This window comes from Kitasatospora sp. NPDC056327, assembly GCF_042261735.1.
Taxonomy (GTDB): domain Bacteria; phylum Actinomycetota; class Actinomycetes; order Streptomycetales; family Streptomycetaceae; genus Kitasatospora.
In genome coordinates this window covers 1-11,499 of the sequence record NZ_JBHJRC010000265.1, presented here as the reverse complement: position 1 = coordinate 11,499, position 11,499 = coordinate 1, and the positions used below count along the sequence as shown (strand labels likewise).

The 11,499-nt window shown below is 75.1% G+C and carries 13 protein-coding genes; 8 read left to right on the top strand and 5 right to left on the bottom strand.

What is annotated here, in order from left to right:
- Positions 1 to 43: 43 nt before the first annotated feature.
- Both ACFCX4_RS28750 and ACFCX4_RS28745 read right to left on the bottom strand, forming a co-directional pair.
- On the bottom strand, positions 44 to 847 hold the full coding sequence (locus ACFCX4_RS28750; protein ID WP_376148468.1) for a hypothetical protein: 804 nt from the start codon (positions 845 to 847) through the stop codon (positions 44 to 46).
- Between the two features lie 302 nt (positions 848 to 1,149).
- On the bottom strand, positions 1,150 to 2,181 hold the full coding sequence (locus ACFCX4_RS28745; protein WP_376148465.1) for a hypothetical protein: 1,032 nt from the start codon (positions 2,179 to 2,181) through the stop codon (positions 1,150 to 1,152).
- A gap of 205 nt (positions 2,182 to 2,386) precedes the next feature.
- On the opposite strand from ACFCX4_RS28745, the gene dapE reads away from it, so the two are divergent.
- Both dapE and ACFCX4_RS28735 read left to right on the top strand, forming a co-directional pair.
- Entirely contained in the window at positions 2,387 to 3,460 is a 1,074-nt protein-coding gene (gene dapE, locus ACFCX4_RS28740) for a succinyl-diaminopimelate desuccinylase (RefSeq protein WP_376148462.1), read from the top strand.
- A 123-nt stretch (positions 3,461 to 3,583) separates the two neighbouring features.
- Positions 3,584 to 4,393, top strand: coding sequence for a TIGR00730 family Rossman fold protein (locus tag ACFCX4_RS28735; protein ID WP_376148459.1), 810 nt, complete (start codon positions 3,584 to 3,586; stop codon positions 4,391 to 4,393).
- 45 nt (positions 4,394 to 4,438) lie between these two features.
- On the opposite strand, the gene folP is transcribed toward ACFCX4_RS28735, so the two are convergent.
- Complete coding sequence (gene folP, locus ACFCX4_RS28730) at positions 4,439 to 5,353, bottom strand: dihydropteroate synthase (protein WP_376148477.1); 915 nt, start codon at positions 5,351 to 5,353, stop codon at positions 4,439 to 4,441.
- 55 nt (positions 5,354 to 5,408) lie between these two features.
- On the opposite strand from folP, the gene ACFCX4_RS28725 reads away from it, so the two are divergent.
- Complete coding sequence (locus ACFCX4_RS28725) at positions 5,409 to 5,846, top strand: DivIVA domain-containing protein (RefSeq protein WP_376148456.1); 438 nt, start codon at positions 5,409 to 5,411, stop codon at positions 5,844 to 5,846.
- Positions 5,843 to 6,496 (top strand): DNA-3-methyladenine glycosylase I, encoded by a 654-nt coding sequence (locus tag ACFCX4_RS28720; RefSeq protein WP_376148453.1) that lies wholly within the window; start codon positions 5,843 to 5,845, stop codon positions 6,494 to 6,496. Before ACFCX4_RS28725 ends, ACFCX4_RS28720 begins: the two co-directional genes overlap by 4 nt.
- A 97-nt stretch (positions 6,497 to 6,593) precedes the next feature.
- Here ACFCX4_RS28720 and ACFCX4_RS28715 read toward each other — a convergent pair whose 3' ends face one another.
- A complete protein-coding gene (locus tag ACFCX4_RS28715) occupies positions 6,594 to 7,394 on the bottom strand; it encodes an enoyl-CoA hydratase-related protein (protein WP_376148451.1) in 801 nt (266 codons plus the stop codon).
- A 299-nt stretch (positions 7,395 to 7,693) separates the two neighbouring features.
- Between ACFCX4_RS28715 and ACFCX4_RS28710 the strand changes: the two genes are divergently transcribed.
- Positions 7,694 to 7,861 carry a DUF3117 domain-containing protein gene (locus ACFCX4_RS28710; protein WP_014137929.1) on the top strand — a complete coding sequence of 56 codons (168 nt, stop codon included), beginning with the start codon at positions 7,694 to 7,696 and terminating at the stop codon, positions 7,859 to 7,861.
- Between the two features lie 195 nt (positions 7,862 to 8,056).
- Here ACFCX4_RS28710 and ACFCX4_RS28705 read toward each other — a convergent pair whose 3' ends face one another.
- Positions 8,057 to 8,689 (bottom strand): O-methyltransferase, encoded by a 633-nt coding sequence (locus tag ACFCX4_RS28705; protein ID WP_376148474.1) that lies wholly within the window; start codon positions 8,687 to 8,689, stop codon positions 8,057 to 8,059.
- A 397-nt stretch (positions 8,690 to 9,086) separates the two neighbouring features.
- Between ACFCX4_RS28705 and sigE the strand changes: the two genes are divergently transcribed.
- The 3 genes from sigE to ACFCX4_RS28690 all read left to right on the top strand — a co-directional run.
- Positions 9,087 to 9,827 (top strand): RNA polymerase sigma factor SigE, encoded by a 741-nt coding sequence (sigE, locus tag ACFCX4_RS28700; protein WP_376148471.1) that lies wholly within the window; start codon positions 9,087 to 9,089, stop codon positions 9,825 to 9,827.
- Positions 9,824 to 10,834 carry a zf-HC2 domain-containing protein gene (locus tag ACFCX4_RS28695; protein WP_376148448.1) on the top strand — a complete coding sequence of 337 codons (1,011 nt, stop codon included), beginning with the start codon at positions 9,824 to 9,826 and terminating at the stop codon, positions 10,832 to 10,834. The genes sigE and ACFCX4_RS28695 overlap by 4 nt, the downstream gene beginning before the upstream one ends.
- A 140-nt stretch (positions 10,835 to 10,974) precedes the next feature.
- Positions 10,975 to 11,499 (top strand): sec-independent translocase (locus ACFCX4_RS28690; protein WP_376148445.1); only part of this gene is annotated, 525 nt, incomplete at its 3' end.

Genomic DNA, 11,499 nt, shown 5'->3' with positions numbered 1-11,499 from the left:
GTCCGGAATCGGGCGCCGGCCCCTCGCCGTACCGTGCGCGGACTCAGCCGATCGGCAGGCCGCTGATGGAGCCGCCGTTGACGCCGCCCAGCAGGCCGCCGAGCGGGCCGAGCGCGCTGGTCAGGCCGGAGAGGCCGTTCAGCGGGCTGTTCGGGCCGAGGTCGGTGCCGCCCAGGCGGTTGGCCGAACCGTGCTCGGCCAGGCCGAGCACGTCGGCGCCCGGCAGGCCGGAGGCGGAGGCCAGCCCGCCCGGCAGGGCGCGCGTGACCGAGCCGAGCGGCAGCGCGTCGGTGACGGCACCGGTGCTGGGAACGGCCTGGGTGAGGCCGCTCGCCCCCGGGACGGCGTTGGTGACGGCGCCGGCCGGGGCCAGCCCGCCGATCGGGTTCGCGCCGGCGTGCGAGCTGCGCTGCGGGGTGGCGGCGTGCCCGGTGACGGCCTCGCCGAGCTTGCCGGCCAGGGTCTTGGTGAGCCGCGGGGTGACGCCGGCGAGCTGGCCGGTGGTGGCGGCGGTCTGGTCGACCGGGGCCGTCAGCGAGCTGGCCTTCTCGTTCGCCTCGGGGAGCTGCTGGGCGACGATGTTGCCGGTGGCGTCGGCGGTGGCCGGCACGCCCGCGGCGACGGTGGCGGCGCCGGTGTCGCCGGCGGCCTGGCCCAGCTGGTGGGTGGTGTGCTGCAGGGTGGACCCCGCGTCGGTGTTGGTCAGCTGCCCGAGCGGCGCCGCGAGGTCGCCCTTCGGAAGCAGGGCGTCGGCGGCGGACGCGGAGCCTGCCGCGACCAGCGGGGTCGCGCCGGCCGCGACGAGCAGCGCGGCCTGGGCGATCCGGCGCGTGAGGGGGTGAGACATGGGGCTCCTCGAAGGGGTCTGGGTCCGTCCCGTCCGCCGGGCGGACGACGTTGTTACCGCTTGAGAAGCCAGAAGGTTTCGGTCGCTGCAAGGAACACGCCGGTCCGACCATCGGACGGTCCGACCGCGCCGGAGGCCGTCGCGGGGCCGGACGGGTGGCGTCCGCCCGTACCGGGCCAAGGGGAGTGACGGTTCTGCGCCCCGCCCGCCCCGGCCCGCCGCCCGTCCACCGCGGTTGACGCGAATCACCCGGGCGGCGGCAACCCGGACACCAGTGCGTCAACCGTCCGGGGGCGCCGGTCTCAGCCCTTCGCGGGGGCGGTCAGCGAGACCAGCACCAGCTTGGTCGAGGTCCCGGTCGGCTGCGGCTTCCAGCCGTCCTCGGACTTCGCCCTGCGCCAGATCCGCCCGTCGTACGCGACCGTCTCGATGCCCAGCTTCTGGGCCTGGGTCACCGCCCAGTGCGCCACCGCCCAGCCGCTCTGCCGCTCGGCGTCCGGACCGGCGTCGGTGGACGCGGTCGGGTCCGGGGTCAGCGAGACGGCGTTCTCCGCGCCCTTGACGGTGGACGAGTAGCCGGTCGCCGGGGTCACCGTGCGGCCGAACTCGCGGCGCACCCGGTCGCTCAGCACCTGGGCCCGGTCCGGCCGGGACGCGGCCGCCGCGCCGGCGGTGCCCGTGGCGGCTGCGGGGGCGGCGGACGGGGTGCCCTCCTCGTCGCTCTCCGGCTGGGCGAAGTCGTGCACCACGCAGTTCAGCGAGGCGGCCTCACGGCCGGTCAGGGCGGAGGCCAGCAGGGTCGCCTTGGTCTCGTGCTTGGCGTACGCCTGCGGGTAGCCGCTCTTCTGCACCTGCTGGGCGGCGTCGGTCAGCGGCAGCCGGGTGTAGCCGGGCACCTTCACCAGGCCGTCCAGGAACTTGTTGGTCGCGTAGACCGGGTCCATGATCTGCTGCACGGTGCCCCAGCCCTGCGAGGGGCGCTGCTGGAACAGGCCCACCGAGTCTCGGTCGCCGCCGGTCAGGTTGCGGATCTTCGACTCCTGCATCGCGGTCGCCAGCGAGATGGTGACCGCCCGGTCCGGCAGGCCGCGGGCGTGCGCCACGGCGGCGATGGTCGCCGCGTTGGCCGCCTGCGGGACCTCCAGGGTCCCCTCCCCGGCCGGAGTCCGCACCGCGCAGCCCTCGGGGGTCAGCAGCTTCTGGTCGCGCAGCCAGAACAGGGTCACCGCGACCACGGCCAGCACCAGCAGACCGATCAGCACCGCCCGCAGCGGCCTGCGGCGCCGCCGCGGCGACGCGTCCCCGTCCCCGCCGCCACCCTCTCGCCCCGCCACCGCCGCCCCTCTCCGCCGAGCACTCCGAACCGACACCGTACCCACTCGGACGGATGTGCGGTGACGTGCGGTTGCCCCGGAGCCGTCACAGCCGGGGAACGGCCTGGAGCGGCCTGGAGCCCGGGCACGGGAGCGGCCGGGCGAACCGCGGGGGGAACCGCCGGGGGAGCTGCCGGGGCGGTGGGCGGGACTACGCTGGGCAACCATGAGCAGCCCGAAGACGCCCCTGGACCTCACCCTCGACGGCGGCGCGCTGACCGCCCAGCTGGTCGACTTCCCCTCCGTCAGCGGCGACGAGCAGGCGCTCGCCGACGCGGTGGAGGCGGCCCTGCGGCTCCACCCGCACCTGACCGTCGACCGGTACGGCAACAACGTGGTCGCCCGCACCGACCTCGGCCGCGCCGAGCGCGTCGTCCTCGCCGGCCACATCGACACCGTGCCGATCGCCGACAACGTCCCGTCCTGGGTCGAGGGCGACCTCCTGTACGGCTGCGGCACCTCGGACATGAAGTCCGGCGTCGCCGTCCAGCTCCGGCTCGCCGCCACCCTGCCCGAGCCCAACCGGGACCTCACCTTCGTCTTCTACGACTGCGAGGAGGTGGAGGCCCACCGCAACGGCCTCGGCCACCTCGCCCAGGCCCACCCCGACTGGCTGACCGCCGACTTCGCGGTGCTCATGGAGCCCAGCGGCGCGGTCGTCGAGGGCGGCTGCCAGGGCACCCTGCGCGCCCAGGTCCGGCTCACCGGCGTGCGCGCCCACTCGGCCCGCGGCTGGCTCGGCGACAACGCCATCCACAAGGCCACCGAGGTGCTGCGCCGGCTCTCCGAGTACCGGGCACGCACCGTGGAGATCGACGGCCTGGAGTACCGCGAGGGCCTCAACGCGGTGCGCATCGACGGCGGCGTGGCCGGCAACGTCATCCCCGACGAGTGCGTGGTGACGGTCAACTTCCGCTTCGCGCCCGACCGCGACGAGGCCGACGCCGAGAAGCACGTGCGCGAGGTCTTCGACGGTTTCGAGCTCACGGTGACCGACTTCGCCGCGGGTGCCCTGCCCGGCCTCAACCAGCCCGCGGCCCGGGCGTTCCTCGCCGCGACCGGCGGCACCGCCCGCGCCAAGTTCGGCTGGACGGACGTGGCCCGGTTCAGTGCGCTCGGCGTCCCGGCGGTCAACTACGGCCCGGGAGACCCGAACATGGCGCACAAGCGGGACGAGCACTGCTCGCTCAGCGCCATCGCCGAGACCGAGGAGCGGCTGCGCGCCTGGCTGACGGCCTGAGCCGGCCCCGGGACGGCCGGCCGCCCCGGTCGTCCCGCCGGCGGGCGAACGCCACCTTCCGGTTGCCCAACCGACCTTCCACCGTTGCCTGAAAAAGGGGAGGGGCGGGCGTAGGGTTTCGTCATGACAGGCACCGGAGACGAAAAGCACTACGGGCACGGCCCCGAGCAGGTGGGCGAGTCGGCCCCGAAGAAGGCGTGGCCCGAGAAGCAGAAGGGCCCGGTGCTGGTGCGCCGGGACCAGGTCGGCGAGAGCACCACGGACCAGCGCCTGCTGGACACCACCGGCCCGACCGACTGGCTGCACACCGACCCCTGGCGGGTGCTGCGGATCACCTCGGAGTTCGTCGAGGGCTTCGGCGCCCTGGCCGAACTCCCGCGCGCCGTCAGCGTCTTCGGCTCCGCCCGGACCCCGGTCGACTCGCCCGAGTACGCGGCGGGCGTGGCGATCGGCCGGGCGCTGGCGGAGGCCGGCTACGCGGTGATCACCGGCGGCGGGCCGGGGGCGATGGAGGCGGCCAACCGGGGCGCCTCGGACGCGGGCGGGCTCAGCGTCGGGCTCGGCATCGAGCTGCCCTTCGAGCAGGGGCTCAACGAGTTCGTCGACCTCGGGCTCAACTTCCGCTACTTCTTCGTCCGCAAGACGATGTTCGTGAAGTACGCGCAGGGGTTCGTCGTCCTGCCCGGCGGCCTCGGCACCCTGGACGAGCTGTTCGAGGCACTCACCCTGGTGCAGACGAAGAAGGTCACCCGCTTCCCGGTGATCCTGTTCGGCAGCGCCTACTGGGGCGGGCTGGTCGACTGGCTGCGCGACACCCTGGTCGCGCAGGGCAAGGCGGCCCCGCACGACCTGGAGCTGTTCCACGTCACCGACGAGATCGACGAGGTCATGAAGATCCTCGCCGACGCCCGCCGGCCGGCGAACGAGATCTAGCGCCCGGCTGTCCGAAGCAGAGGCCCCGGGGCCCTTCGGCGGGGCTCACGCCAGCCCCCGGCGGGCGACCGCCGGGGGGCGGGTGCCGCGGATCGAGGCCACCATGTCCAGCACCTGCCGGGTCTCCGCCACCTGGTGCGCCCGGTAGATCCGGGCACCCAGCCAGGCGGAGACCGCCGTGGTCGCCAGCGTGCCGAGCAGCCGCTCGTTCACCGGCCGGTCGAGGGTCTCGCCGACGAAGTCCTTGTTGGACAGCGACACCAGCACCGGGAACCCGGTCGCGGTCATCTCCGGCAGCCGCCGGGTCGCCTCCAGCGAGTGCCGGGTGTTCTTCCCGAAGTCGTGCCCCGGGTCGATGACCACCGCGTCCCGCCGCACGCCCAGCTCCACCGCCCGCTCGGCCAGGCCGACGGTCACCCGCAGGATGTCCGCCATCACGTCCTCGTAGCCGGTCCGGTGAGGCCGGGTGCGCGGCTCGGCGCCGCCGGCGTGGGTGCAGACCAGCCCGGCGCCGTACCGGGCGGCCACCTCGGCCAGCCGCGGGTCGACCCCGCCCCAGGCGTCGTTCAGCAGGTCGGCACCCACCTCGCAGACCGCCTCGCCGACCTCGTGCCGCCAGGTGTCGACGCTGATCACGGCCTCCGGGTGGCGCTTGCGCAGCTCCGCCACGAAGGGAACGGTGCGCCGCAGCTCCTCCTCGACGGTCACCTCGTCGCCGGGCCCGGCCTTCACCCCGCCGATGTCGAGGATCGCGGCGCCCTCGGCCATCGCGCGGTCGGCCGCGGCGAACGCGGCCTCGTCGGCGAAGGTCGCGCCCCGGTCGAAGAACGAGTCCGGGGTGCGGTTGACGATCGCCATGATCACCAGCTCGTCGTCACCGAATTCCCGTGGTCCCAGGCGCAGTGCCACCGATGTCTCCTCCTGAGCTGCTGCGGGTGCGATGATGGCCCCCCGGCCCATCGGGACCATGATCCCACTCCTGCCGGGGCCAGTCGGAAAGTCGGGAGGACCGCTCGTGTTCTGGGTGATCGTGGTGGCGATGGCCGTGGTGGTCGGCGGCGCCGCGCTGGTGGCGCTTGGCGGCGGCGGTTCGCTGCCGGAGGCCGTGCAGGACCGGATCTCCGCCCGGCTGCCGCAGGACCGTCCGCTGGGCCAGGAGGACGTCGAGGGACTGCGCCTGCCGATGGCCCTGCGCGGCTACCGGATGGACGAGGTGGACGACGTGCTCGACCGGCTGGGCGCCGAACTGGCCCAGCGCGACGCGCGGATCGCCGAGCTGGAGGCGCTGGACACGGTGCGCGGCGCCGTCGAGGCGGACGGCGGCGCGGAGCCCGGCGCCGAACCGCTGCCGGGCCTGGAGGAGTTCGCCAGGGTCGTCGAGCCCGCCGTCGCCCTCGGCAAGGCCCCCGCGGCCCGGGGCGCGGAGGACGCCGGTCCCGGGGCCGGACAATGAGCCCCGAGCCCGGCGGCGCCGTCCTCGGCGCGGACGGGCTGCGCCGGTGCGCCTGGGGCGACTCGGCGGACGACTACCGGCTCTACCACGACACCGAGTGGGGCCGGGCGGTGCACGGCGACGACGCCCTGTTCGAGCGGGTCTGCCTGGAGGCCTTCCAGTCCGGCCTCTCCTGGATCACCATCCTGCGCCGCCGGGAGGGGTTCCGGGCGGCGTTCGCCGGGTTCGCGATCGCCGAGGTCGCCGAGTTCGGCGAGGCCGACGTCGAGCGGCTGCTCGCCGACACCGGCATCATCCGCAACCGGGCCAAGATCGAGGCGTCGATCGCCAACGCCCGGGCCGCCCGTGAGCTCGACGGCGGCCTGGACGCGCTGATCTGGGGCTTCGCCGGGGACCCCGACCGGCCGGCGCCCCGCACACCGGGCGAGGTGCCGGCCGTCACGCCGGGATCGACGGCGCTGGCCAAGGCGCTGAAGCGGGCCGGCTTCCGGTTCGTCGGCCCGACCACCGCGTACGCGCTGATGCAGGCCTGCGGGCTGGTCGACGACCACCTGGCCGACTGCCACGTCCGCACGGCGGCCGGTGCGGCGGCCGGTGCGGCGGCCGGCCCGTCCGCCGTCGCCGGCCCGTCCGCCGCCGGGGCGGGCTGACCGGGCGCGGCGCCGGCCCCGCCGGGCGGACGGAGCCGGGCCGACGGCTCCGCAGGGGCGGTCCGCAGGGGTGGTCCGCAGGGGTGTCCCGGCCCGGCTACCGGCCGAGGTACTCCGGCTTCTCCTTGGCGATGAAGGCGCGGACCGCGATCCGGTGGTCCTCGCTCGCGCCGGCCAGCGTCTGCAGCTCGTCCTCCTTGTCGAGCAGCTCGCTCAGCGAGTGCGAGGCGCCGTACGCCAGCGACTCCTTGATCGCGCCGTAGGCCACCGTCGGGCCCGCGGCCAGCTCCTTGGCGAAGACCCGTGCGGTGGCGGCCAGTTCGGCGGCCGGCACGACCTTGGTGGCCAGGCCCAGCTCCATCGCCTCGGCCGCCTTCACGGTGCGCGGCAGCATCAGCAGCTCGGTCGCCCTCGCGTGCCCGACCAGCCGCGGCAGCGTCCAGGAGGCGCCGGAGTCGGCGGTCAGCGCGATCCCGGCGAACGCGGTGTTGAAGCCGGCGGTGTCCGCGACGATCCGGAAGTCGCAGGCGAAGGCCAGCGAGGCCCCCGCGCCGGCCGCCACCCCGCCGACCGCGGCCACGGTCGGCTTGCGCATTCCGGCCAGCGCCCGCACCAGCGGGTTGTAGTGCTCGGCGACGGTCCGCAGCGCGCCCTCGCCGGTCTCCTCGGCCCGCTTCAGCAGGCCCAGGTGCTCCTTGAGGTCCTGCCCGACGCAGAACGCCCGGTCGCCCGCGCCGGTCAGCAGCACGGCCCGCACCGCCGGGTCCGCCGCGGCCTCGGTCACGGTGTCCCGCAGCGCCACCTTGGTCGCCACGTCGAGCGCGTTCATCGCCTCGGGGCGGTTGACGGTGATGACGGCCAGGCCGCCGTCCAGCTCGTACAGCACGGAATCGGACATGGGCGAGGGCTCCCTTGCTCGTGATCGGCTCTGATCGCCGGCTGCCAGGATGCCGGAGCACCCGGCCGCCTGGGGAGTGTGAGGTATCGCACCTTCCGGTGGCGTACGGACCGCCGCCGCGCCGGGGCTTATGCCGGAGAATGTGAGGGATTGGGGCGGTCCGGACGAGGTTGCGCCGAGAGTGATGTTGGTCATCAGGCCGTGGCATGCGGGATAATGGCTTCCGATCAATGCGTTCGATACCGGCGGTGGACGGACTGCCGGTGCGTAGCTGAGCGGTTGCAGGAAGGGGAACGAGCATGGCGGCCATGAAGCCGCGGACGGGTGACGGCCCGCTCGAAGTCACCAAAGAGGGGCGGGGCATCATCATGCGCGTTCCGCTCGAAGGCGGCGGACGCCTCGTGGTGGAGCTCACGCCTGACGAGGCCGACGCCCTCGGCGAGGCCCTGAAGAAGGCCTGCGGCTGACCGCAGCAGGTGCTCGCCATCTCCTGGAGATGTGCTGCGGGCCCGGGTACGACCGTCGTGTCGGCCCGGGCCCCGTACTTTTCCCGTACCCGCTCCCGCGGGCCGCACCGGGCCCACGGACCTCCCGGGCCCGCAACGGCGCGCACCGGGCCGCAACGGGCCCACGGACCCGCCCGCCGCGCCGGGGCGGGGGGCTCAGCGCTTCACGGCACAGAGCAGCCCGTCCGACACCGGCAGCAGCGCGGGCAGCAGCGCCTCGCTCTCCCGGACGTCCCGGACCAGGTCCCGCACGGACTGCGTCCGTGGGTCCCGCAGCTCGGGCTCGGCCAGCCGGCCCTCCTGGAACACGCCCTCGAAGCAGACCATCCCGCCCGGCCGCAGCAGCCGCAGCGCCTCCGCCAGGTACTCCCCGGACTCCGCCGGGTCGCCGTCGCAGAACACCAGGTCGTACTGGCCGTCCGCGAGCCGCGGCAGCACGTCCAGTGCCCGGCCCGGTATGAACCGCGAGCGGTTGGCCGCGAACCCCGCCGCCTGGTACGCCTCCTTGGCCAGCTGCTGGCGCACCGGCTCCGAGTCGACGGTGGTGAGCACGCCGTCCGGCCGCATGCCGCGCAGCAGGTAGACCCCGGAGACGCCCGTGCCGGTGCCGATCTCGGCCACCGCCTTGGCGTCCAGCGCGGCCGCCAGCAGCCGCAGACAGGCGCCGCCGCTGGGGCCGATCGCCCGGATCCCGGTCCGCGCGGACTGCGCCCGGGCGTAGGTCAGCACCGCGTCCTCGCCGACGTAGGTGTCGGCGAGAGCCGCACGCGCGGGCCCGAACTCGCTGATGGCTGCCTCTTTCGGAGCCCCGGGTGGCGGCCCGGCGCCGACGGATGTCGATATTTCCTGCCACAGATTACTGGCCGGGCGGGAACCGCGTACGGCGGCGGGCCGTTGGTGGAGCAGGGACCGCGGGAACGGGGCGTCCCGGACACCCCCCGGAAGCTTCTCCGGGCTCCGCATCGGGGCCCGGGCGCGGCGCCGGGAACGGTCCGGTGCCGGGTTCGACGGCCGGCCGGTCCCGGGCGAGGTCCCGGACGCTTCTTATCCGGGCTTGACGGGCGAGGTGGATATGGTGGTGGCCCTGCTGGGCAGAAGAGCCGACCGAGGAGGTGTGGCCGAGGGCGACGTCCCCGTGCGGCGGCACTCCCGCGGCACCGCGTCGGTCCGTACGCCGAAGCCCGTGATGAACCAGCCTGCGCACTCCACCCTGGACCAGCCGGCCCCCGCGCCCGAGGCGCCGGCAGCCGGTACCGCCGAGGCCCCCGCCCTCGCGACCTTCGCCGAGGGCCCCGACGCGCAGACCTGGACCCCTCCCACGTGGGAGGAGATCGTCGAGGCACACAGCGCCCGCGTCTACCGTCTCGCCTACCGCCTGACGGGCAACCAGCACGACGCCGAGGACCTCACCCAGGAGGTCTTCGTCCGGGTGTTCCGCTCGCTGTCGACCTACACCCCCGGCACGTTCGAGGGCTGGCTGCACCGGATCACCACCAACCTGTTCCTGGACATGGTCCGCCGTCGCCAGCGCATCCGCTTCGACGCGCTCGGCGACGACGCGGCCGAGCGCCTGGCCTCCCGCGAGCCCAGCCCGGCCCAGCACTTCAGCGACACCCACTTCGACGCCGACGTCCAGCACGCGCTGGACACCCTGGCGCCCGAGTTCCGTGCCGCCGTGGTGCTCTGCGACATCGAGGGCCTCTCCTACGAGGAGATCGCCGCGACGCTGGGCGTCAAGCTCGGCACCGTCCGCAGCCGCATCCACCGCGGCCGCTCCCACCTGCGCGCCGCGCTCAAGCACCGTGCCCCCGGCTCGGCCCCCGGCCGTGAGCGCCGCGGCGGCGGCGAGGAGCAGCCGGTGCCGGTCGGAGCCCTCGCCGGTGAGGCCGCGGTCGCGCCGGGCGGGCGCGGACGGAGGCGATCGTGAGCGGAACGGGCCGGTCAGGACCGGGCCACCCGGACGTCCCCGGGCGCACCGCCGCCCGCCGCGGCGGCTGGCCCGCACTGGTCCGCCGCGGCCAGGACGGTGCCGTGACGCCGGACGCGCCGCGGCCGGGGCTCCCGGGCGACCCGGCCCTGCGCGCCGTCGCCGTGCGGGCCGTCGAGCCCGCCGCGGAGGAGCACCACCTCGGGGAGCGGCTCTCCGCCTTCCTCGACGGCGAACTCGGCCACGACTCGCGCGAGCGCGTCCAGGCCCACCTGGCGACCTGTCCCCAGTGTCTCGCCGAGGCCGACGAGGGCCGCGCCGTCAAACACCTGCTGACCCGCACCGGCACGCCCGGCCCGTCCTCCGGGCTGATGGCCCGGCTGATGGCGGTCGGCGCGCTCCCGGAGGACGAGGGGCAGCCGCGGACCGACCCGCCGCGCCGGGACGACGACGACCTTCCGGGCGGCGGCGTCGCCGCCGGCACGCTCGGCGGCAGCCGGCTGGACGGCGGCTCCTTCGGCCGCGGCGCCGGGGCCTCCTTCGGCGCGGGAGCGCTCGGCGCCGACACCCCGGTGCCCGGCGTCGACCCCCGGGCCTTCGGCCGCGGCTCGGTGCTGCGCCCGCTGATCGGGCGCCGCTCGGCCCGCCCGGACACCCCGGTCCGCCCGCAGCCGCTGGCGGCCGCCGCGGCCGCGATCGCCCCGGTGGTCCGGCCGGCCCCGCCGCGCGGCCGGCGCTTCGTCTTCGCCGCGGCCGGCGCCTTCTCGGTCGCCGCGGTGACGCTCGGCGGCGTCGGCAACGTGGCCGGCCCGGGCGACGACCAGCACGGCACCACGGTCAGCCCGGCCGGCGGCCGGGGCGGCATGGTCCCGATGAACGCCCAGGTCCCCGCGGCGGACCTGCCGCTGCGCCCGGTGGCGGTCACCCGGGGTGCGACGCCCCCGCACGACCTGCCGGAACGCACGCCGAGTTCCGGTGTCGCCGGTCTGCACCACGAGAACAGATAGGCGTCATCCGGCCACGGTGGCCGAGAACATCGGCGGGTCTTCACCACGGCTTCATCACACCGGGGGTCATGGACCCGCCGATGGCCACTACGCTGTGAGGAGCGTTTGTCCGAACCGGTCGCGAGCCTAGGGAGCTTTGGGTGTTCAACGACGTGGGCACACTGGAGATCCTGACCCTGGTCATCATGGCCATCGTGATCTTCGGCCCGGACAAGCTCCCGAAGCTGATCCAGGACACCATGGGCTTCGTCCGGAAGATCCGGTCCTTCGCGGACACCGCGAAGGAGGACATCCGCAGCGAGCTGGGCCCGGACTTCAAGGATTTCGAGTTCGAGGACCTCAACCCGAAGACCTTCGTCCGCAAGCAGCTGATGGGCGGCGAGGAGGACCCGCTGGGCCTCAAGGAGATGCGGGACACCCTCGACATCCGCTCGGTGCTGGACGACAAGCCGGCCGCCCCGGTGAACGGCACCGGCCGCGCGGGCAGCGTCTCCTTCGACAAGTCCGCCGCCCCGGCCCCCGCGGCCGCCGGCGCCACCGCGGGGGCCGCCACGGCCGCCCCGCTGACGGCCGACGTGGTGCCGCACATGGGGTGGAACACGGTGACGGCGCCCGCGGGGTCACGGCTGTTCGCGGGCCTGTCGCAAGAGGACCGCTACTACAGA